This is a genomic window from Mucilaginibacter gossypii (genome assembly GCF_017569325.2).
GTDB lineage: Bacteria > Bacteroidota > Bacteroidia > Sphingobacteriales > Sphingobacteriaceae > Mucilaginibacter > Mucilaginibacter gossypii.
Genome location: NZ_CP071878.2, coordinates 5,955,677 through 5,977,125 on the forward strand (window position 1 = coordinate 5,955,677; position 21,449 = coordinate 5,977,125).

Genomic DNA, 21,449 nt, shown 5'->3' on the forward strand with positions numbered 1-21,449 from the left:
TTAAAAAATTATTTTATTATGCGAAAGTCAACAATTTCATTTCTGTTAATTGTTTGTGTTTTATCCCTTTGTCGTGATATTGTTTATGCCCGTTCCATAAAAAAACGAAAGGTTAAAAAGCTTTTTAAGCATTCGCAGATTGTTAATGATCACTTTACCGGTTTCGCCCTTTATGATTTGGACGAGCATAAAATGATATATGAATTAAACGCCGATAAATACTTTACCCCGGCATCCAATACCAAGCTTTTTACTTTTTACACCTGTTTGAAAATGCTTGGCGATTCTATCCCGGCATTGCGTTATCAAACCCGCGGAGATTCGCTGATATTTTGGGGTACCGGCGACCCTTCTTTCTTGCACAGCGATTTGAAAGGAGTAAATGGGCTTAACTTTTTGAAGAGTAGCAGTAAACACCTTTTTTATTCGCCCGGTAACTATACAGGTGAGTTTTTTGGTGCAGGATGGGGCTGGGACGATTACAATGATTATTATCAGGCCGAAATAACCGCCCTGCCTATTGAAGATAACGTTGCCCGGCTTTACGCAGATAATGACGGTAACATGCAGGTAAGGCCCCAATATCTAAAACGGTTTTTAAATGCCGATATTAATTATCGCCCGGCACAGTTTAAAGTTAAGCGCGATTTTATCAGCAATAACTTTGTGTACCCTGCCGGGGTGATCCCCCCAAATTATAAACAGGAAATCCCATGGAAAACAAGCCTGCAGCTTACCATGGCCCTGCTGCAGGATACACTCAAAAAGCAGGTGTCCTTATTGCAGGAACCAATGGCTGCGGATGCGCGGGTTATTTATAATACCAATGCCGATTCCGTTTACCGGCGGATGCTGCAGCCGAGCGATAATTTTATTGCCGAACAATTGCTGCTGGTGTGCTCGTCGGTAAAGTTTAATACCCTCAGTACCGATTCGGTGATCAATTACTCAAAAACACATTTTTTGAATGACTTGCCCGATGTGCCGCAATGGGTTGATGGCTCGGGATTGTCGCGGTATAATTTGTTTACCCCCAGAGACCTTGTAGCCCTGCTGCTCAAAATTCAGGACGAGGTGAAAGATGAAAACCTGTTACATAGCATGATGCCGATAGGCGGCGTAGCGGGTACAATTAAAAGCGCCTATAAAACTGATAACGGGCAGCCTTTTGTTTGGGCAAAAACAGGGTCGTTAAGCAACAATCATAACCAAAGCGGCTACATAGTTACCCGCAAAGGCAAACGCCTGGCTTTTGCATTCATGAACAATAATTTTACCCGGCCAACCCGCGAAGTAAGAGATGAGATGGTTAGGATAATGACGTATATACATGATAAGTTTTAATCCCTCTATAATGATCCCGAAACAAGTACGACATGAGCGGGGCTAAAACCAGGAAGAGGTTTCGTGAAAACGAAACCTCTTCCTGGTTTATATCTGTTTCCTACCCTTTGAGGGCCGGTGGATTAACCTTTTACACGCTCAACGTAAGCGCCGGTAGCGGTATCAACTTTAACTTTATCGCCAATGTTGATGAATAACGGTACACGGATCTCCGCGCCGGTTTCAACGGTGGCATTTTTCAAAGCACCGCTTGAAGTATCACCTTTAACGGCTGGCTCGGTGTAAGTGATTTCCAGCTCGGCCGAGCCCGGTATAGAACCCATGATGGGCTCGTCGCTTTCGAAGGCAACAATTACGTTCATGCCTTCTTTCAAAAATTTAACTGCCGGGCCAAATAATGCCTTTGGTACGTTATGCTGATCGTATGTGGTGTTGTCCATTACTACTAATGAATCACCTTCGTCATACAGGTATTGATAATCATTGGTTTCAACGCGGGCTATATCAACCTCTTCATCGGTACGGAAACGGTATTCAACCAGTTTACCTGATTTAACGTTGCGCATACGGGCCTGGTAAAACGCGCGTAAGTTGCCCGGGGTACGGTGTAAAAACTCCTCAACCTGAACTAATTCGCCGTTGAAGCGAAGTACATTTCCATTTTTAACATCTGATGCCTTAGCCATAAAATAATATTGAGGCGCAAACTTAGGAATTTGATTTGAGATTTGAGACGTTAGATTTGAGATTTCTAATCCAACGGGCTCTTTAAAGGGTTATGTATAAAACAGATATGAGAAGTTAGATATCAGATTTGAGACTAAGTAACCCGGGCATCTGCTTTTACAGACCCTTCAAATAACCTAAGATTAGAAATCTCAAATCTCATATCTAACGTCTCAAGTCTAACTTTTATAATCCACAATGCTTAACCTGTGATTACAGAAGCCATACTCATGCTCCTGATTGGAGCATACTATGGTAAGCCGGCCTTCGGCGAATTGTTGTACGAGGCTTAGGTACCAATCAACGCCCTGGGTATCGAGGTTGGAAGTTGGCTCATCCAGCATCAGCATGGGGGTATCGGCACAAAAAGCAAGGGCAAGCTTAAGGCGCTGTTTCATCCCCGACGAAAAGTATTTAATAAGCTTGTTGGCACTTTTAGGCAGGTTAAGCAGCGCGATAACCGTTTCTTTATCTATACCCGGTTTAAAGCTTTTGAATTTGAAATGAAAATCGATCATCTCGCTCATGGTAAACTCTTCTATCAGCTCAAGATAGGGAGCAGCCAGGCTTAAATGAGTAAAAACGGTATCTATTTCGACCGGTTTTCCTTCGTTAGCAAATTCAATTTTACCTGTAGAAGGCGAAAGGCTCCCATTTAAAACCTGCAGTAAGGTTGATTTCCCGGAACCGTTTGGGCCAAGGATAGCATATGACTCGCCGGAAGTAAAGGTATAATCTACCCCTTTAAAAATCCAGTCGCGGTTAAAGCGGCGGCCGATGTTTTGGAGGGTGATGGTCATTTTTTTAGTCGATAGTCAATAGTCCATGGTCCATAGTCGATAGTCCATAGCCGTTTTGCGTTAATGAATGCAGGGCCACGGCAATTGTTTCGGAAATCCATGGGCTATAGACTATGGACCATGGACTTCCAGCCATTTAGGTATTCCCAAACCCTTTCATGATACCGCGTTGTGAGTTTTGGAGGAAGTTGATGATCTCATCGCGTTCTACACTGGGGGTAAACTCGGCCTCGATGATATCAAGCGCTTTGGTTACGTTATATTTTTTGAGGAATATGATCCGGTAGATCTCCTGGATTTCGGCTATTGTAGCAGCCGAAAATCCCCTGCGGCGCAAGCCTACAGAGTTGATACCTACATATGATAGCGGTTCGCGACCAGCCTTGGTAAACGGGGGAACGTCTTTACGTACCAATGAACCGCCCGAGATCATGCTATGCGCGCCGATTTCAACAAACTGGTGCACGGCAGATGAGCCGCCGATGAAAGCGTAATCATAAACCGTAATGTGGCCTGCCAATTGCACGGCGTTGGCAACAATTACGTTATCGCCAATAACACAATCATGCGCTACGTGTACATAAGCCATCAGCAGGCAGTTGCTGCCAATGGTGGTGGTATTTTTATCAAGGGCGGTACCGCGGTTAAGGGTAACACACTCACGTATAGTGGTGTTGTCGCCAATGGTTACGGTGCTTTGCTCGCCTTTATATTTTAAATCCTGCGGCGGGGCGGATACAACCGCGCCGGGGAAGATCCGGCAATTTTTACCTATGCGGGCGCCATCCATAATTACGGAGTTGGAGCCGATCCAGGTACCTTCGCCAATTTCAACATCCTTATGGATGGTAACGAATGGTTCAATTACCACGTTATCGGCAATTTTGGCCTGTGGATGGATGTATGCTAATGGCTGGATCATGCTTCAGATTCTTTTACTTTTACAATTTGAGCCATCAGTTCGGCCTCAACAACAACACGGTCGCCCACCATGCCTATACCCTTCATGGTAGCTATGCCGCGGCGGATGGGGGCAATCAGGTCGCAAATATAAATAATGGTATCGCCGGGAACTACTTTGCTTTTAAAGCGGGCGTTCTCGATTTTCAGGAACAGGGTAAGGTAGTTTTGCGGATCGGGAACCGTGTTTAACACCAGGATGCCACCTGTTTGCACCATACCCTCAATTTGTAATACACCGGGGAAGATTGGCGCGCCGGGGAAATGGCCTTTAAAAAACTCCTCGTTAATGGTTACGTTTTTGCACCCTACAACGTGGCTTTTAGTAAGCTCCAGGATCTTGTCAATCATCAGGAATGGCTGGCGGTGGGGCAGCATGCCCATAATTTCAACCGTATCAAAAACCGGCTTGGCGTTCAGGTCATAAGTTTTTACCTGCTTACGGCTTTTTTCCTTTTTGATGAGCGCTTTGATCTTTTTAGCAAAGGCAACGTTAGCCGCATGGCCTGGTCTTGCGGCCATGATGTGCCCTTTAAGCGGTACGCCAACCAGCGCCAAATCGCCTATCATATCCAACAGCTTGTGGCGTGCCGGCTCATTTTGATGGCGAAGTTCAATATTATTTAAAATGCCCTGCGGGGCAACATTGATATCCTTGCGGTTAAACAGCTTGGCCAGGTGATCAAGTTCTTCCTGGTCAACATCTTTATCAACAACCACGATGGCATTGTTCAGGTCGCCGCCTTTAATCAGGTCATGCTTTAGCAACATTTCCAGCTCATGCAAAAAGCAGAAGGTACGGCACGAAGCAATTTCTTTTTTAAACTCGCCAATAGTTGAGATACTGGCATGCTGGCTGCCCAGTACCTGCGAGTTATAATCGACCATACAGGTAAAACGGTAATCGTCCAAAGGCATGGCAACCATTTCAACCTTACGCTCAGGTTCAGAATAATGAATATTGTATGGAATATGGTAATATTCGCGGTCGGCATCCTGTTCAACTAGCCCAACTTCGGTTATTACATCAACAAACTGTATCGAGCTGCCATCCATAATGGGAGTTTCGGGGCCATCAAGATCAATCAGCAGGTTATCAACTTCAAGCCCAACCAAAGCGGCCAGCACGTGCTCAACAGTATTTACTGTAGCACCGTTCTGGCTTATAGATGTTCCGCGTGAGGTATCACTCACGTTATCAACATCGGCATCAATAATTGGCGCACCGGGAATATCAATCCTCCTGAATTTATAACCGTGGTTTTCAGGGGCGGGATTAAAGGTCATTGTAACGCTTTGTCCGGTGTGTAAGCCTGTTCCTGATACCGAAACCGGCGCTTTAATAGTTCTTTGTTTAACGTTCATATTTAAATTTACAGGCTAAGGCTATTCGCTTACCTTGCCTTTACGTAGTTCTTCAATTAATTTTTCAAGCTCGTACACCTTGCGGTCAAGCTCCGGCAGCTTTCGCAGCTTAGCGTGGGCACGAAGGTAATCTTTATATGGCATATATGGAGAGCCCCCCCATGCCTTACCTTCTTCTGTTATAGAGCCGTTTATCCCCGTCTGGGCCGAAACCTGCGATCCGTTAGCAATATTGAGGTGACCGGCAAAACCAACCTGGCCGCCAATTACAACCCTTTCGCCAATTTTGGTACTGCCCGAAATGCCCGACTGTGCTGCAATTACAGTATGCGCACCAATTTCCACATTGTGGGCTATCTGGATCAGGTTGTCAATTTTCGCGCCTTTACGCACTATGGTCGAACCCATGGTTGCCCTGTCGATAGTAGTATTTGAACCCACTTCAACGTCGTCTTCCAATATTACGTTACCAATCTGTGCAATTTTGGTGTAAGTACCATCGGGGTTAGGGGCAAAGCCAAAGCCATCACTGCCTATTACCGCTCCTGAATGCACTATCACATTGTTGCCGATAACGCAATCAAAGTAAACCGTAGCCCCTGCAAACAGCGTTACATTATTGCCAAGGGTTACATTATCGCCAACATTAACGTTTGGATAGATCTTACAATTATCGCCGATGCTTACATTTTGGCCGATATAGGCAAATGCGCCGATATAAACGCCCGCCCCTACCTGTGCTGTGGGATGGATAAAGCTTGGCTGTTCAATTCCTTTTTTATCAAGCCTGAAAGTGTTGTACTTGTCAAGCAGGACAGTGAACGCGCTGTAAGCGTTTTCAACCCTGATCAGTGTAGCTTTTACGGGCTCCGTTAACTGCTGATCATTATTAACAATAACAATGGAGGCGTTGGTAGTATACAGAAACTGCTCATACTTAGGGTTGGCCAAAAAAGAAAGGCTGCCGGCTCCGGCTTCCTCTATCTTGGCAAGCTGGCTAACAGTTGCCGAAGGATCGCCTTCTACAGTTCCGTTGAGCAGTAAACTTATATCATGAGCGGTAAATTGCATCGGGCAAATTTAAATGTTAAAATTGAAGCAACAAATTATTAATGAGTTATGAACACGCGTTAAAAAGTTTTGACTGTCAACGCGTTTTATTTTTCACCATTTCTTCATTTGTCGCAGATGTATATCGGTTTCGTTTTGCTATTTGTTAAAATCCAAAGTACGACGCCATTGTTTTATCGCTCTCTTAAATAGGGGCGTTGCCTGCGGCCGGGCTTTCCGTTCCAAGTCCTCGCTTGCCCAACCCGTAATTCCAACCCTCGCTGCGGGCATTACACTACAATTCCTAACGCGGCCAGTGCACATTTCCGGCATTTATCCATAATGCCTTTTTATGTAGAGACGCATAATTGCGTCTCCTTTAGGACAGATCGCTTTGCCAATCCCGAACTGCCGTAACCTGCATGCTGGAGACGCAATTATGCGTCTCTACAGTGAAAACCGCCTGTTAATTCAACAACTCCTTATTATAACACAGGATATATTTTTTCACCGTTTTGGCCAAAGCTACCAGGTTTGAGTTGTCGCTGGCGGCGGCAATATCCTTTACCTCGCCATTCTTCATTAATATACCAATGTTGCCATCGTTTTGGTTATAAGCATTATTGCGGATAGACGTGGTAAATACAAAGTAGGCCGCAGCATCTTCGTAACTAACACCATACTTTTCCATCGCCTTTTGGCGAAGGCTTTCAACAAAAGCTTCATCGGGGCATTCGTTGGTAATATCAACCCTGAAAAGGTTACGCTGCACCAGGTTTTTGCAAAGATGAGAAAGTACCAGGTCGGGATGATATGCCCACACTTTTACCGACGCCATAATATCGGTATCATCCAAACAGGCAAAAGTTTCCAGGTGATGGTCCTCGTTCATGAAAGCATCACGGCCAATGCGGTTCTTTAAAAAATGCAGCAGGGCTGGGGTGGCAAACAATTCCTTACCCTGCGAAATCAGTTCGCGGCCGCGCCTGAAGATCTTGGTTAACACCTCCTCGCCTGCTATTACTGTTTTATGCAGATAAACCTGCCAGTACATGAGGCGGCGGGCAATTAAAAATTTTTCTATCGAGTAAATGCCCTTTTCATCAACAACTACATGGTCGTCTTTAACATTGAGCATCTTAATGATCCGTTCTGAACTGATCACCCCTTCGGATACACCGGTGAAGAAACTGTCGCGGTTAAGGTAATCCAGCCTGTCCATATCCAGTTGGCTGGATACCAACTGGTGCAGGAACTTACGCGGATAGGTATCATTAAAAATATTGATAGCCATGGTAAGCTTGCCCTCAAACCGGGCATTAAGCTTATTCATCAGCATTGATGAAATATCCTCGTGTGCTATCCCGTCGATAATGGTGTTTTCCAAAGCGTGCGAAAATGGCCCGTGACCAATATCATGCAATAATATGGCAATGGTAACCGCCTCCTCCTCTTCGGCAGAAATTTGATGGCCCTTGTTTCGGAGGGTTTCAAGCGCTGTATCCATCAGGTACATGGCGCCCAAAGCGTGATGAAAACGGGTGTGCAATGCTCCTGGGTATACCAGGTGGGTCATGCCCAGCTGTTTAATATAACGCAGACGCTGAAAGTATGGATGGGATATAAGGTCAAAGATCAGTTCGGTAGGGATACTGATAAAGCCATAAACCGGGTCGTTAATTATTTTCTTTTTATTCAATGCCGCTTTTAATAATTGCAAAAATGTAAAACAAAGGTAAAATAAGCGCGACAGGTTTGTTAAATTTTGTTAATACCTTTACTGTGTAACAACAAAAGCATCTATTTGGGGTTTATTTTCAAAATAAAAATTGTCTGAATCAGAATTTACAGAATTTTTCTGAACTCGAATTTCTTGAATTAAAGAATCACCAGAATTTAAGCCTGATATTTATACACCTTGTAGGCAAAATTCTATAAATTCATAAAATTCCCCCAAATTCGAGTTCAGACCACATAACATACATATACTATGCAAGATACCACCATTTTATGGGCCGATGACGAAATTGACCTGTTAAGACCACATATACTTTTCCTGGGCGAAAAGGGCTACAAAGTAACCACGGTTACCAATGGCTACGACGCCGTCGACTCTTTTAAGAACAATTATTTCGACCTGGTTTTCCTTGATGAGAACATGCCCGGCCTTACCGGCCTGGAAACCCTGCAGCAGATCAAGAACATTAACAACGATGTACCCATTGTGCTGATCACCAAAAATGAAGAAGAGTACCTGATGGAAGATGCCATCGGCTCAAAGATAGACGACTATCTGATTAAGCCGGTTCACCCTAAGCAAATTTTGCTTACTATAAAAAAACTTACGGAAAACAAACGCCTCGTTACCGAAAAAACCACCATGGCCTACCAGATGGATTTCCGTACACTGGGCATGACCCTTAACGACAATCTGAGTCACCAGGAATGGGTTGATGTTTACAAAAAGCTGATCTACTGGGAGCTTGAGCTCGAGAAACTGGAAGATGCCGGCATGCACGAAATCCTGACGCTGCAAAAGGCCGAAGCCAATACACAGTTTTGCAAGTTTGTGGAGCGCAACTACCTTAACTGGATTAAAAATCCCGATTTGGCGCCAACTTCATCGCCCCAGTTATTTAAAAAGAAAGTATTCCCTAAGCTTGACGGCAAAGGCCCTTTGTTTTTTATTTTGATAGATAACCTGCGTTACGATCAGTTTAAGATCATTAACCCAATTATTTCCGAATATTTCAGACTGGAGGAAGAGGACACTTATTATAGTATCCTGCCAACAGCTACGCAATACGCCCGTAATTCCATTTTTTCGGGGCTGATGCCTTTGGATATGGAGCGCCGCTATCCATCTATGTGGCAAAACGACGAGGATGAAGGCGGCAAGAACTTGTACGAAGCCGAGTTTTTAGCCGACCACCTGAAACGTGTGCTGCGAAAGGATTGCAAACACTCATACCATAAGATCCTGAATATTGACGAAGGCCGCGCGCTGAATGAGTCGGTGAATAACCTCATGAACAACGAGCTTAACGTGGTGGTATATAACTTTGTGGATATGCTTTCGCATGCCCGTACAGATATGCAGATGATCCGCGAGCTGGCAAGTGATGATGCTGCTTACCGTTCATTAACCCTGTCGTGGTTTGAGCACTCCCCGTTGTTCGACCTGCTGAAATATCTCGCACAAAAACAGGTACGTGTTATCATTACTACCGATCATGGTACCATCCGCGTAAAAAACCCGAGCAAAATTGTAGGCGACAGGAACACTAACACCAACCTGCGCTATAAACAAGGCAAAAACCTTAACTATAATGCCAAGGAGGTTTTCCATATCCGCAACCCGCATGATGCCATGCTGCCAAGGCTGCACATTAGCTCAAGCTTTGTTTTTGCCAAGGAAGACAGCTATTTCGTATACCCGAACAACTACAACCACTTTGTGAATTTCTATAATGAAACTTTCCAGCACGGAGGGATCTCGTTAGAGGAAATGATAGTACCGGTGGTTACTTACGGGCCAAAGTAAACCCATTAATGTCATTGCGAGCGTAGCGCGGCAATCGCACGGAAGCATATACGCCCTGTATAGCTACGCGATTGCCGCGCTACGCTCGCAATGACATTTTTTTAATATTTCTTAAAGTCTCCCCTTCAGGGGAGATTTAGAGGGGCTTAAAACTCCAATTCCAGCAATACCGGGCAATGATCGGAGTGTTTAGCCTCCGGCAATATAGCTGCACGGCGGATCTTATCTTCAAGCGGGGTACTGGCCATGGCGTAATCAATACGCCAGCCTAAGTTTTTACCGCGTGATCCGGCACGGAAACTCCACCAGGTGTAGTTATGCGGTTCTTTGTTCAGGTGGCGGAAGGTATCTATAAATCCGCCTTCAATAAAGTTCTCCATCCATTCACGTTCCTCCGGCAAAAAGCCCGATGAGTTGGCGTTTGATTTTGGGTTGTGAATATCAATAGGGCGGTGACAAATGTTATAGTCGCCGCAAACCACCAGGTTAGGGTGCTCCACTTTAAGCAGGGTAAGATACTTGCCAAACTCATCTAAAAAACGGTATTTAAAAATTTGCCGGTCATCACCGCTTGAGCCTGATGGGAAATAAACGCTCATCACCGAAACCTCATCAAAGTCAACACGGATGCAGCGCCCCTCACGGTCAAAATCAGGAATACCGCAGCCGTACTCAATATGCTTGGGCAAAATTTTGGTAAAAATGGCAGTACCGCTATAACCCTTCTTTTCTGCCGGGAACCAGTAATGCTGATAACCCATCTGATCAACCAAACCCAGATCGGTCAGCACATCGGGTGTCGCTTTAATTTCCTGTAAACAAACAACATCGGCATCAGTAGCCTGCAGCCAGGCCAGCCAACCCTTGTTTATTGCCGAACGGATGCCATTAACGTTATATGTAAGTATTTTCATTTGAGATTTCGGATGTTCGATTTCGGAATTAACTGCGATTTAAAATCACGAAATTACAACAAAATTGTCATTTCGATAGAGCAGAGATGGGGTCTTAGCGACGGGGCGAAAGAGAAACCTTATACGCCCTGTATAGTTTAATTTGCATGGCGTATAAGATTTCTCCCTTCGGTCGAAATGACAACTTTTTTATTTTTTTGCGGGAAAAAGAATAGCATCCAACTGCCTGCATTCCTTTTTGCTTAGCAACTCAACCGTCATAGGCACATCAGCATTGGGACGGTCATTGGCATCCTTTTTTACGGCAGCAATCCTATCAACCATATCAATCCCCGAAACAACCTCGCCAAAAACGGTATAATTTTGATCAAGGTGTGGCGAACCGCCGACTGATTTATACCATTCCCGCTGCCATGCCGGGATCTTGCGGCCTTTAAGCCGGGTATTTTCCAGTGTATCCAGTTTGCCGTCGGTAAAGCGTTTGCCTTCCACAATATAAAACTGGCAGCCGCTTGATTCTTTTTTAGGGTTATCATCCCGCGCGGCAGCAAGTACACCGCGTTTATGAAACAGGCTATCGCGAAATTCGGCGGGGATGGTATAACCCACTTCGCCATTGCCCAGCTCGGCGCCGGGTTTTGCTTTTACGGGGTCCTTTGAATCCGGGTCGCCCCCCTGGATCATGAAATTCTGGATCACGCGGTGAAACAGCGTACCATTATAAAATCCCTTTTTGGTTAGTTTGATAAAGTTATCGCGGTGCAATGGCGTTTCATTATACAGGCGAAGGATACAATCGCCATAAACCGTATGGATGCGTACATACTGATTTTTAGGTGGTCCGGCAAACGCGGCTGTAAGGGTTAATAAAAGAATGCTTAGGGTAAAAAGTTTCTTCATAGACCGTTGATTATTTTCGATTTCGCTGATTGCGTTGATTTTTTTATTGATGAAGATAGATTATTTGTTCCGAATGTTCTAATTCCCTCCTCGGGATCAATTAAAGGGGTAAAAAGCTGGGAAATGTGCGATTCCCCTCTTGAGAGGGGCGGAGGGGTGTGTTTATGCTTTGATAAGCCAATCGCAGAAACACACCCCTGCTATCGCTCTTCCCTCCCCGCCCCCTCTCAAGAGGGGAATTATAAAGCCCTGTTATCAACCCAATAAACCACTCACTATTCTGCCCCATCCATCTCCTCAAAGTAATTTACAATGAGCGATTTCATCATCATTTCCTGTTCAAGCAGGGTATAGTTCGGGATTACTTTTACGCGTTTCCAGTGTGGCCAGCCATCCTGGTCAAGGCCTTCAAGCTCGTAAAAGCCCATCATGCTCATTAAGCGGCAGGTTGCGATATGCATCAGCTCTTCTTTTTGGCGCTTGCTGAACTTACGCGGCCCCTGGCCCAGCTCCTGTACCCCGATCAAAAAAAGCATCACCTTTATATCGGGCTTTTCGTTATCAAAATCCTCAGCTATCCGCTGCTGCAGCACATCCCATTTTTTATTAATCTCAGCAGGTGTCATATTTGGCAAAGATAGATTAGTTCATGGTTCATAGTTGATGGTTCATAGTAAAAATCTGGCAAATGGCTTTTTCCTAACAAACGCCAAAGCCATGACCTATCATTTTATGTTAGTTCATGGTTCATAGATGATAGTTCATAGTAAAATGTGCAATGTGGCCTTTTTCTATCAAACACTAAACCATGAACTATCATCTATGAACTATAAACACCACATTATTGTTACAATGTTGCATTAATATTCTCGTTTTAATACTTATTTTTGCCGTATTCCGTTAAAGGGATGTTGACTGTGAAAAAAAAACGCTTACATATTGTATTTGCGTGGCTGCTGCTTGTTTGCTTTGCGGCCGGGCAATATATGGTTTATTCGCACCAGCACGCGTTGATCAAGGGAATAACCAAACACAGCCATATGGCTGTTGGTCAGCAAACTGTTAAAGAAAAATGTTTACTGTGCGATGCCATGCACCATACCGATGCTGTGGCCGTTAGCAACAGTTCATTTTTTATCCCTCTTGTAACTTCTGATCATGTTTTTAAAGCCGGAGATTACAATTTTGTAAGCCTTGCGCTTATCCTTGCCGCCGGCCGCGCCCCTCCGGTAAATGCTTAAGGTTACCTTACTCTTTCCTCAAAACATAGCCGTTGATAATAACGGTATTTATTGATTTTCTTAATCTTTTATCATGAAATTAAAGCTTATAAGCTTCATTATATTGCTGTTGGTGCAGGTTTCTGCATTTGCAGATGTTATTATTGTTAAAGGCCGTGTGGTCGACGCGCAATCAAAACAAACCTTACCAGGTGCTGTGATCACTATCCCCGAATTAAAAATATCTGCCATCACCGATCCTAATGGCGAGTTTTCCTTTAAATCATTACCCAACAGGGGTAGGTTCCTGTTCTCGATAGAATATGTGGGTTATAAATCCCTTACCAAAATAGTTGATCTTTCGGCCGGCACTCCGCTGGTTTTTGAATTGCAGTCGAGCATTATCGAAACCCACGAAGTGGTTATTACCGGCACAGCTATCAGCGCTAATAATAAACAAAACAGCACATCAGTATCAGCTGTGGGGCGCGATGGCTTGTTAAGGCAGTCAACCAACCTCATCGACGCGCTTGCACACCAGGTGCCGGGCATGTCGCAGATCACTACCGGCCCTTCTATTTCCAAACCGGTTATCCGTGGCTTAAGCTATAATCGTGTAGTTACTTTGAGCGACGGGGTTAAACAACAAGGGCAGCAATGGGGCGATGAACACGGTATTGAGATTGATCAATACAGCTCGGACAGAGTAGAGGTGCTTCGCGGGGCGGCTTCACTGCTATACGGATCAGACGCGCTGGGTGGTGTTATTAACCTGCTTGAGCCACTTACCCCGCCCGACGGGCAGATCAAAGGTGAGTTTTTAACCAACTACTCCACCAACAACGGCCTAACCGGAACTTCTTTGATGCTTACCGGTAACGAAAACGGACTGGTATGGCGCGCCCGCGGCAGCTACAAAAATGCCTACTCCTTTAAAACGCCAGACTACTATTTCCCTAACTCTGGTTTTAATGAAACTGATCTGAGCGGTATGATCGGTCTCAACAAATCATGGGGTTACTCGCACATCAACCTTAGCTACTTTAAAAACAATATCGGTTTTTACGATCCTGAGCCTGCTAATGGCCTCAACTTTTTGCATGACGATGGCACACCATTTACGCAGGATGAGTATAAAAGCCGTACGCTTGAATACCCTAAACAAGATATCCGCCATTATAAAATAAACTGGGATAACAACTTCATTACCGAAGGGGGCAACCTGAAAGTGAACCTCGGCTACCAGAAAAACCAGCGCCGCGAGCTTGACGGACCGGATCCTTCCCTGTTCTTTGATTTGAATACGTACTCGGGCGATGTAAAATATTATGTTACCGAAGCAAACGGATGGCAACCTGTTTTTGGCGCTAGTTCGGACATTGGTCACAGCTTAAATAAAGGCTCGGAGTTTTTGATCCCGGCTTATGATACGTATGGCGTGGGCGCTTTCGCATACATCAAAAAAACCTGGGATAAAAACACCTTTAATGCAGGTATCAGGTATGATTATCGTAGAAACAAGGGCAAAGGCCTGGTTGAGGATGGCGAAACCAAATTTACCCCCTTTACCAACAAATTTTCGAACATAAGCGGAGCGTTGGGTTATACGCATGAGTTTAATGACAATTTGAATTTCAAGGCCAACGCCGGCTCGGCTTTTCGTGCGCCAAACCCGGCCGAACTTGGCTCCAACGGTGTACATGAAGGTACTTTCCGCTATGAAATAGGTAATCCTAACCTGGCGCCTGAAAGAAGTTACCAGGTTGACGCTACCCTGCAATACGACGACAAAATTGTAAGTGCCAGTTTAGGGATCTATGAAAACTACATCCACAACTTTATTTATGCATCGCACAAACAGGGGGATGTAGCACAGGCCGTAAACGGAGCCGGTAGCCTGAGCCAGTTTGATGTATACCGTTACAACCAGGTTAATGCTAACCTGTATGGCGTCGAAGGTAACTTTACCCTGCACCCGGTAAGCTTCATTCATTTTGAAAATACCTTTGGTTATACTTATGCCCGAAACAACACGCTCGACAGGCCGCTGGCGTTCATCCCTGCAGGTACGCTGAAAAATACGCTGCGTTTTGAGCCAACTATTAAAGGGGTGAAACAATCATACATTTCGGTAGGTATTGATAATTTCTTTAACCAGTACCGTTATGATTCCGCTTTTGAAACCGGCACCAAAGGCTACACGCTATTAAATGCCGGCCTGGGCACAACGGTTAACTTTGGCAAACAACCAGTTAAACTGTATGTATCGGGTAATAACCTGGCCAACATCAAGTACTACGACGCGCTTAGCCGTCTTAAGCCCGGTCGTATAAGTTCGGAAGATCCGGAATTTGGCATTTATAACATGGGGCGCAATATTACCTTCGGTATTTATTTGCCATTATCCATCAATTAATCATTAATGATATTTTATATAAAAAGTCCTGCTGCCCGGCGGGACTTTTTATTTTCCTGTAAGAGCGATAAGATGCAAGGGTTTTTTTAAAGCATTGACAGCTAATTTATAATTTAGGGATTTTGAGTATTTTTGAACAACTAAAAAGATGTCATGGTGAGTAATCACCGGGTGAGTCCCTGAAAAACCGTGATGGCGTATAAGATAGGCTTTAGCGATGATGTGCGTGGGCCGCGTTAGTGATAATAGCGGATACCGGCCTTGTGGTTAAGGCCTGTGCAGTATGAGCGGATAGCACGGGCCGCAGGCAACGCCCATATTAATATCGATAAAAAAATATATTTAATAATTCACGATCTCGTCATTATAATAAAATAAAGCAATTACACGGAAGCAAAGCGGCCTTGTATAGCATGCGGTTGCCACGCTGCGCTCGCAAAATGACATGGTATAGAACAAAATTATAACAAGTGCAACTATCTGTAAATTCAACATCTCAATTACCGCAGGCTGCCGAAGCCATCCTGGCCAACTCGGCAGGGAATAAAATTTTTCTTTTTTATGGCGAAATGGGGGCGGGCAAAACAACGCTCATCAAAGCTTTATGCGAAGAACTTGGCGTAACAGAACAGGCAACCAGTCCGACGTTTTCAATTGTAAACGAATACACCGGGCGCGACGCCAGGATCTTTCATTTTGATTTCTATCGCCTTAAAAATCAAACAGAAGCATTGGATATGGGCTATGAGGAATATTTTTACAGCGATGCCTACTGCTTTATTGAGTGGCCCGAAAAAATTCCCGACCTGCTGCCGAACCGTTACACCAACATCCGGATCCGGGTTTTGGACAGCACCTCGCGCAGCATCAGCATGGAAAATATTTAGTTTTATCATACATCGTTTTTTCTTATCTTCAACAGCCTTAAAAAAAACACATCATGAGTTCAGGGATATATAGCGGGTTTTCGGATATTGCCAAGCAAGCAATGTTACAGCCCCAGGAGTCGTTGCTGGAGGTAAAAAGCAAAAAAAACAAGCTATACATCGGCATTCCCAAAGAGGTTTCCTTCCAGGAAAACCGTGTGCCGTTGACCCCACTGTCGGTAGCCTTGCTGGTTAATAACGGCCACGAGGTGATGCTGGAGAGTAATGCCGGGCAGGCCGCCAATTTTTCGGATAAAGATTACAGTGAACAGGGCGCCCAGATAGTATATGATACCAAAAAGGTTTACGAGGCCGATATCATTATCAAGATAGCCCCTCCTACCACGCATGAAATTGAGCTGATGAAGCCCGGGCAGCTCCTGATCTCTACCCTTCAAATCGCTACGCTCAAGGCCGAAAGTATTCAGGCGCTGATGGCCAAAAAGATCACCGCGCTAAGTTTTGAGCATTTGCGCGATGAGGGCAATACCCTTACGGTGGTAAGGGCTATGAGCGAAATTGTGGGCGCAACCTCCATACTTATAGCAGCCGAATATTTAAGCAATGTTTTTGAAGGCAAAGGCCTGATGCTGGGCGGTATAACCGGCGTTCCGCCAACCGAAATTGTGATTCTGGGTGCCGGAACCGTGGGCGAATACGCGGCACGCACCGCCATATCATTGGGTGCCGAGGTTAAGGTGTTCGATCCGTCGATATACAAGCTCCGGCGCCTGCAAAACAATATCGGCAACCGCGTTTTCACTTCGGTGGTACAGCCTATTGTATTGGAAAAAGCCATCACCACCTGCGATGTGGCTATAGGGGCGCTCCGTGCCGAAGATGGCCGCAGCCCCTGTATTATATCCGAGGAAACCGTTAGCCGCATGAAACGCGACTCGGTGATCATTGATGTAAGTATTGACCAGGGAGGTTGCTTTGAAACGTCCGAAGTTACCAATCATACCCACCCCGTTTTTCGCAAATATGATGTAATTCATTATTGTGTGCCTAACATCGCATCGCGTGTGGCCCGTACCGCTACCTATGCGCTCACCAATATTTTTGCACCTATACTGCTTGATATTGGCGATATGGGCGGCATCAAAAACCTCATCTGGCAAAAATCGGGGGTGCGTAACGCGGTTTATATTTACCAGGGCCAGCTTACCAATAAACACATTGGCGAGCGTTTCTCGATCCCCTGCAAAGACCTCGATTTGCTGATCGTATCGCACAGGTAAACTGATAATATGAATCATCGATATTTGATATTGCTGATGTTTGTAGCGTGTACTTTGCGTGTTAATGCGCAGCACTATAAATATATCGACAGTGCAAAAATTTATGGTATTGCCCGCTATAAACTACAGGTTAAAGCAAACCCGGATAAACAGCTGGTTGAAATAAAGAAATATATCCCCGAAATTATCTTAGACCTGCGGTATGCTACAACTAACAATTTTATGCGCCGCCGTATGTACACAACGGCCAAAGCTTATGCAAGACTTCCGGTTGTAAAAGCGCTTCAGCAGGTTGAAGCCGAATTAAAAATTCAGGGTCTTGGCCTTAAAATTTATGATGCCTATCGGCCATATTCGGTTACCGTTAATTTTTATGAAATGGCCCCCGATACCAATTTTGTAGCCGATCCGCGCAAAGGCTCAAAGCATAACCGTGGTTGCGCTATTGACCTTTCCCTTATCAACATTAAAACCGGAAAAGAACTGGATATGCCAACCGGCTTTGATAGCTTTAGCCGTAAGGCCGGGGCAAACTATATGGATTTACCGCCGCAGCAAATTACAAACCGCGAATTATTAAAAACGATAATGGCCAAATACGGCTTCAGGGTGATCTCAACCGAATGGTGGCATTATGACTTTACGGGCTGGGAAAAATATGAGCTGCTGGATATTCCGGTACAGGCCCTATAAATATTTTAAGCCCGTCCAAAACTCACAACTTTTATTTAATTAGCCCTACAAAAGGCATCAATATTGCTTAACCATTCACGAATAAGCATTAATCTACAAAAACACAGGCATGAAGTTTTTAAGCAAAGCATACTTTAAACAACTATGGAAGGTGTTGCTGGCATCGTTCACGGGCTTTTCAAAAGATAATGGCTTAAAATTAAGCGCGTCGCTGGCTTATTACACCGTTTTTTCAATTGCCCCTTTATTGATTATAGTAATATCTGTAGCCGGCCTGGTTTTTGGACAGGATGCCGCAACCGAGCGGTTGTATCCCGAAATTGTTCGTTATGTTGGCAAAACACCTGCAGAACAAATTCAGGATGCGTTAAAACACCTTGCGCTATCCGGGAAATCGGGCATAGCGGTTGTTGTTGGCGTGGTTACGCTTTTATTGGGCGCGAGCAGTATTTTTATCGAGATCCAGGATTCGCTTAATATGATCTGGAGGGTTAAAGCCAAGCCTAAAAGCGGCTGGATGCAATTGCTGAAAAACCGGTTTGTGTCCTTTTCGCTCATCATCAGCCTGGGCTTCCTGTTGCTGGCATCGCTTATTATCAACCTGGTCATAAGTGCCCTGAAGGATCAGATTCAGCATTTTTTTCCCGGTATCGATTCTTTTACGAAAGTATTTGTCCAGGCGTTAAACCTGGGCATCACCCTGGTGGTGATCACTACCTTGTTTGGCATCATATTTAAGTTTTTGCCCGATGTTAAAATCAAATGGCGGGATGTGCGCAGCGGCGCGGTATTTACAGCTATCCTGTTTATGATAGGGCAGTATCTGATCAGCCTTTATATCCAATATACAGCGCAAGGGTCGGCATACGGCGCGGCGGGTTCTATTATTGTGATATTGGTTTGGATCTATTATACATCGGCCATATTGTACATCGGTGCCGAGTTTACCCAGGTATTTGCGGAGGCCAGCGGTAGCCATATCGAGCCCGCAGATTATGCCGTTCATGTTCAGCAAACCGAGGTTGAACACCGCGTAAAAACCCTTCCACCTCAAAACCCGCAGCTTGAAGGGCATTTGAAAAAGAATGAGGGAGAGAAAAAGGGATAGGAAACATTACGGTAAAAACGGGTATTATGCTGAGCATGAAAACTTAAAAAAAGGGGGGCATCCTGAGTGATTAAAATCCGTCGGACTCTGAAGAAAAATGACATCTGCGTCACGTCATTGCTGAGTTACGAAACAATCTCTTATAGGCAGACAAGGTGCTTAGTGGTATTGAACTTGCTTCGTCGCGCTCTTGGCCGCGCGGGGCCAATTACTTTTGTCGCCACAAAAGTAACCAAAAAGGCTTGCAGCAGAGAGGCTTCTTTGTGCACAACCTGGCCCCATAGCCATCGGCACGGCCTTCACCCTGCAAAACGAACAGAACCACGGGCTGCAATTATTTTGCCCCGATTCGCACGCAATGCCTCCGCTTCTGCAAAAACTTGCTATGCCCCTGCAGCCGCACCGCCCAGCATCGTTCTGCTCGTTTTCACCCGAAGCTGATCTGCTGCGAAAAACCACATTTTTTATCTTGTCATAGGTAGCCTGTCGAAGCATGGTGGATAGGGCTTTGCGCGCGATCCTTCAATTGGCCGCCATGACATGTTGTAGAATCCAGACTTACGAAGTTTTCAAAACTTCGTAAGTCTCCCCCCGGATTTGTCATTTGCACTAAACTATAAAAGGAAATGAAAATAAGATGCGTACAAATCAAATCCCACCAATCCAAAAAATCCGTTTAATCCCGGTTCAGTTTTGCTACGATCTCATCCGCCGTCAATTTCTCCTGAACCCCGCTTGCCATGTTTTTAAATGTCAATAGCCCGGTTTGCATTTCATCGCCGCCGATAACTACCACATAAGGGATATTTTTATTGTTAGCGTACTCCATCTGCTTTTTGATTTTCGCGCCTGCGGGATAGAGTTCGGTGTTGATATTGTGGCGACGGAGTCGCTGTAATAGAGGTAAGCTATAAAGTTCGCCTTCTTTATCGAAATTGCATATAAGTGCCTGCGTGGTTTGATTACTGCCGGCCGGGAAAAGGTTTAGCTCTTCCAGTACGTCATAGATTCTGTCGGCCCCGAAGGAGATCCCTGCACCGGTAAGGCCTTTTAAGCCAAACATGCCGGTAAGGTTGTCATAACGTCCGCCGCCGCCGATGCTGCCCATATTTACTTCGTTGGTTTTCACCTCGAAGATGGCGCCGGTATAATAGTTTAAGCCGCGCGCAAGGGTGATGTCCAATTCAAGCTTAGCGGTTTGAAGCGGGCAGCGTTCTATGTAGCCGAAAACGGTTTCTATTTCGTCGCAGCCTTTTAAGCCGATCTCTGATTGGGCTAATGCTTCACGGAGGCTTGCCAGCTTTTCGGTGTTGTTGCCTTCCAACAGGATAACAGGTTTTAGCTTATCGATATCGGCATCGGTAAAGCCTTTTTCAAGCAGCTCTTTAATCACGCCATCGAGGCCGATCTTGTCCAGTTTGTCAATGGCTACAGTCAAATCAATAATATTATCGGATTTGTCTATAACTTGAGCGATTCCTGATAGTATTTTTCTATTATTGATCTGTATGCTGAAATCTTTAAGGCCAAGCTTAGTTAAAGCTTCATCATAGATCATGATAAACTCGGCTTCGTTCAGTAGTGAATCAGAGCCTACCACATCCGCATCGCATTGGTAAAACTCACGGTAACGGCCACGTTGGGGCCTGTCGGCACGCCAAACCGGCTGCACCTGGAAACGCTTGAACGGAAAAGTGATCTCGTTCTGGTGTTGAACTACGTAACGGGCAAAAGGCACGGTTAGGTCGTAGCGCAGGGCCTTGCCAGATATTTGTAACGTAAGCTTTTTATAATTTAGATTAATGTTGCTTGCATCAATATTCGCATCGGTTAGGAAGTCGCCGCTGTTCAATATTTTAAATATTAACTTATCACCTTCTTCACCGTATTTCCCGGTCAAGGTTGAAAGCTTTTCCATTGTCGGTGTTTCTATCTGCTGATAGCCATATTTGCGGAAAACGGATTTAATGGTGTCGAAAATATAATTGCGTTTCACCATTTCGGCAGGTGAAAAATCGCGAGTGCCTTTGGGTACTGATGGTTTAATGGATGCCATGCGGCAAATGTACAAAAAAGAGGGCTATGCGGGGTTGGGAGTAGTGGCTTTGCGTCGTTTGATCTGGTTGCCTTGTCTCTTGTTTACCTTGCATGGGGGCCACGAGCCACAGGCTTTCGGCAACGATTGATTAAGCCATAAAAGAAAAAGCGGTTTCGTTTACGAAACCGCTTTTTCTTTTATCTC

Annotated in this window: 18 protein-coding genes; 8 read left to right on the forward strand and 10 right to left on the reverse strand. The window is 45.0% G+C overall.

What is annotated here, in order from left to right; translation table 11 throughout:
* Positions 1 to 18: 18 nt before the first annotated feature.
* Positions 19 to 1,344, forward strand: coding sequence for a D-alanyl-D-alanine carboxypeptidase/D-alanyl-D-alanine-endopeptidase (locus J3L18_RS25315; RefSeq protein ID WP_129571745.1), 1,326 nt, complete (start codon positions 19 to 21; stop codon positions 1,342 to 1,344).
* A 122-nt stretch (positions 1,345 to 1,466) separates the two neighbouring features.
* Here J3L18_RS25315 and efp read toward each other — a convergent pair whose 3' ends face one another.
* The 6 genes from efp to J3L18_RS25345 all read right to left on the reverse strand — a co-directional run bounded on the left by efp (position 1,467) and on the right by J3L18_RS25345 (position 7,944).
* The gene (efp, locus tag J3L18_RS25320; RefSeq protein ID WP_090532660.1) at positions 1,467 to 2,030 is read right to left on the reverse strand and encodes an elongation factor P; all 564 of its coding nucleotides are present in this window, start codon (positions 2,028 to 2,030) and stop codon (positions 1,467 to 1,469) included.
* Between the two features lie 219 nt (positions 2,031 to 2,249).
* Positions 2,250 to 2,870, reverse strand: coding sequence for an ABC transporter ATP-binding protein (locus J3L18_RS25325; protein ID WP_129571744.1), 621 nt, complete (start codon positions 2,868 to 2,870; stop codon positions 2,250 to 2,252).
* 136 nt (positions 2,871 to 3,006) lie between these two features.
* Entirely contained in the window at positions 3,007 to 3,792 is a 786-nt protein-coding gene (gene lpxA, locus J3L18_RS25330; protein ID WP_090532656.1) for an acyl-ACP--UDP-N-acetylglucosamine O-acyltransferase, read from the reverse strand.
* Positions 3,789 to 5,195: a bifunctional UDP-3-O-[3-hydroxymyristoyl] N-acetylglucosamine deacetylase/3-hydroxyacyl-ACP dehydratase gene (locus J3L18_RS25335; RefSeq protein ID WP_091174740.1), complete on the reverse strand. Its 1,407-nt coding sequence runs from the start codon at positions 5,193 to 5,195 to the stop codon at positions 3,789 to 3,791. The genes lpxA and J3L18_RS25335 overlap by 4 nt, the downstream gene beginning before the upstream one ends.
* Positions 5,196 to 5,216: 21 nt before the next feature.
* Positions 5,217 to 6,266: a UDP-3-O-(3-hydroxymyristoyl)glucosamine N-acyltransferase gene (gene lpxD, locus J3L18_RS25340; protein WP_129571743.1), complete on the reverse strand. Its 1,050-nt coding sequence runs from the start codon at positions 6,264 to 6,266 to the stop codon at positions 5,217 to 5,219.
* A 445-nt stretch (positions 6,267 to 6,711) separates the two neighbouring features.
* On the reverse strand, positions 6,712 to 7,944 hold the full coding sequence (locus tag J3L18_RS25345) for an HD domain-containing protein (protein WP_129571797.1): 1,233 nt from the start codon (positions 7,942 to 7,944) through the stop codon (positions 6,712 to 6,714).
* 291 nt (positions 7,945 to 8,235) lie between these two features.
* Here J3L18_RS25345 and porX point away from each other — a divergent pair, with 291 nt between their 5' ends.
* Complete coding sequence (gene porX, locus J3L18_RS25350; RefSeq protein WP_129571742.1) at positions 8,236 to 9,789, forward strand: T9SS response regulator signal transducer PorX; 1,554 nt, start codon at positions 8,236 to 8,238, stop codon at positions 9,787 to 9,789.
* 146 nt (positions 9,790 to 9,935) lie between these two features.
* On the opposite strand, the gene J3L18_RS25355 is transcribed toward porX, so the two are convergent.
* The 3 genes from J3L18_RS25355 to J3L18_RS25365 form a co-directional block, all read right to left on the reverse strand.
* A complete protein-coding gene (locus J3L18_RS25355; protein ID WP_129571741.1) occupies positions 9,936 to 10,703 on the reverse strand; it encodes an exodeoxyribonuclease III in 768 nt (255 codons plus the stop codon).
* 189 nt (positions 10,704 to 10,892) lie between these two features.
* Positions 10,893 to 11,603 carry a peptidylprolyl isomerase gene (locus J3L18_RS25360; RefSeq protein ID WP_129571740.1) on the reverse strand — a complete coding sequence of 237 codons (711 nt, stop codon included), beginning with the start codon at positions 11,601 to 11,603 and terminating at the stop codon, positions 10,893 to 10,895.
* A 275-nt stretch (positions 11,604 to 11,878) separates the two neighbouring features.
* A complete protein-coding gene (locus J3L18_RS25365) occupies positions 11,879 to 12,229 on the reverse strand; it encodes a hypothetical protein (protein WP_129571739.1) in 351 nt (116 codons plus the stop codon).
* A 291-nt stretch (positions 12,230 to 12,520) separates the two neighbouring features.
* Between J3L18_RS25365 and J3L18_RS25370 the strand changes: the two genes are divergently transcribed.
* From J3L18_RS25370 to J3L18_RS25395, 6 genes are all read left to right on the forward strand, one after another.
* Positions 12,521 to 12,844, forward strand: a complete 324-nt coding sequence (locus J3L18_RS25370) for a hypothetical protein (RefSeq protein ID WP_129571738.1) — start codon at positions 12,521 to 12,523, stop codon at positions 12,842 to 12,844.
* 73 nt (positions 12,845 to 12,917) lie between these two features.
* Complete coding sequence (locus tag J3L18_RS25375; RefSeq protein WP_189549488.1) at positions 12,918 to 15,239, forward strand: TonB-dependent receptor; 2,322 nt, start codon at positions 12,918 to 12,920, stop codon at positions 15,237 to 15,239.
* A 470-nt stretch (positions 15,240 to 15,709) separates the two neighbouring features.
* Positions 15,710 to 16,126, forward strand: coding sequence for a tRNA (adenosine(37)-N6)-threonylcarbamoyltransferase complex ATPase subunit type 1 TsaE (gene tsaE, locus J3L18_RS25380; protein ID WP_129571736.1), 417 nt, complete (start codon positions 15,710 to 15,712; stop codon positions 16,124 to 16,126).
* 53 nt (positions 16,127 to 16,179) lie between these two features.
* A complete protein-coding gene (locus J3L18_RS25385; RefSeq protein ID WP_091176613.1) occupies positions 16,180 to 17,406 on the forward strand; it encodes an alanine dehydrogenase in 1,227 nt (408 codons plus the stop codon).
* Positions 17,407 to 17,415: 9 nt separating this feature from the next.
* On the forward strand, positions 17,416 to 18,099 hold the full coding sequence (locus J3L18_RS25390) for a M15 family metallopeptidase (protein ID WP_129571735.1): 684 nt from the start codon (positions 17,416 to 17,418) through the stop codon (positions 18,097 to 18,099).
* Between the two features lie 109 nt (positions 18,100 to 18,208).
* Positions 18,209 to 19,207: a YihY/virulence factor BrkB family protein gene (locus J3L18_RS25395; RefSeq protein ID WP_129571734.1), complete on the forward strand. Its 999-nt coding sequence runs from the start codon at positions 18,209 to 18,211 to the stop codon at positions 19,205 to 19,207.
* 676 nt (positions 19,208 to 19,883) lie between these two features.
* Here the strand turns inward: J3L18_RS25395 and hisS are convergent.
* Positions 19,884 to 21,263: a histidine--tRNA ligase gene (gene hisS, locus J3L18_RS25400; RefSeq protein WP_129571733.1), complete on the reverse strand. Its 1,380-nt coding sequence runs from the start codon at positions 21,261 to 21,263 to the stop codon at positions 19,884 to 19,886.
* Positions 21,264 to 21,449 lie beyond the last annotated feature (186 nt).

Bases quoted from the DNA above. Each gene is read 5' to 3' on its own strand.
- J3L18_RS25315 (WP_129571745.1), top strand. From the start codon at position 19: ATGCGAAAGTCAACAATTTCATTTCTGTTAATTGTTTGTGTTTTATCC.
- efp (WP_090532660.1), bottom strand. From the start codon at position 2,030: ATGGCTAAGGCATCAGATGTTAAAAATGGAAATGTACTTCGCTTCAAC.
- J3L18_RS25325 (WP_129571744.1), bottom strand. From the start codon at position 2,870: ATGACCATCACCCTCCAAAACATCGGCCGCCGCTTTAACCGCGACTGG.
- lpxA (WP_090532656.1), bottom strand. From the start codon at position 3,792: ATGATCCAGCCATTAGCATACATCCATCCACAGGCCAAAATTGCCGAT.
- J3L18_RS25335 (WP_091174740.1), bottom strand. From the start codon at position 5,195: ATGAACGTTAAACAAAGAACTATTAAAGCGCCGGTTTCGGTATCAGGA.
- lpxD (WP_129571743.1), bottom strand. From the start codon at position 6,266: ATGCAATTTACCGCTCATGATATAAGTTTACTGCTCAACGGAACTGTA.
- porX (WP_129571742.1), top strand. From the start codon at position 8,236: ATGCAAGATACCACCATTTTATGGGCCGATGACGAAATTGACCTGTTA.
- J3L18_RS25355 (WP_129571741.1), bottom strand. From the start codon at position 10,703: ATGAAAATACTTACATATAACGTTAATGGCATCCGTTCGGCAATAAAC.
- J3L18_RS25360 (WP_129571740.1), bottom strand. From the start codon at position 11,603: ATGAAGAAACTTTTTACCCTAAGCATTCTTTTATTAACCCTTACAGCC.
- J3L18_RS25365 (WP_129571739.1), bottom strand. From the start codon at position 12,229: ATGACACCTGCTGAGATTAATAAAAAATGGGATGTGCTGCAGCAGCGG.
- J3L18_RS25375 (WP_189549488.1), top strand. From the start codon at position 12,918: ATGAAATTAAAGCTTATAAGCTTCATTATATTGCTGTTGGTGCAGGTT.
- J3L18_RS25385 (WP_091176613.1), top strand. From the start codon at position 16,180: ATGAGTTCAGGGATATATAGCGGGTTTTCGGATATTGCCAAGCAAGCA.
- J3L18_RS25390 (WP_129571735.1), top strand. From the start codon at position 17,416: ATGAATCATCGATATTTGATATTGCTGATGTTTGTAGCGTGTACTTTG.
- J3L18_RS25395 (WP_129571734.1), top strand. From the start codon at position 18,209: ATGAAGTTTTTAAGCAAAGCATACTTTAAACAACTATGGAAGGTGTTG.
- hisS (WP_129571733.1), bottom strand. From the start codon at position 21,263: ATGGCATCCATTAAACCATCAGTACCCAAAGGCACTCGCGATTTTTCA.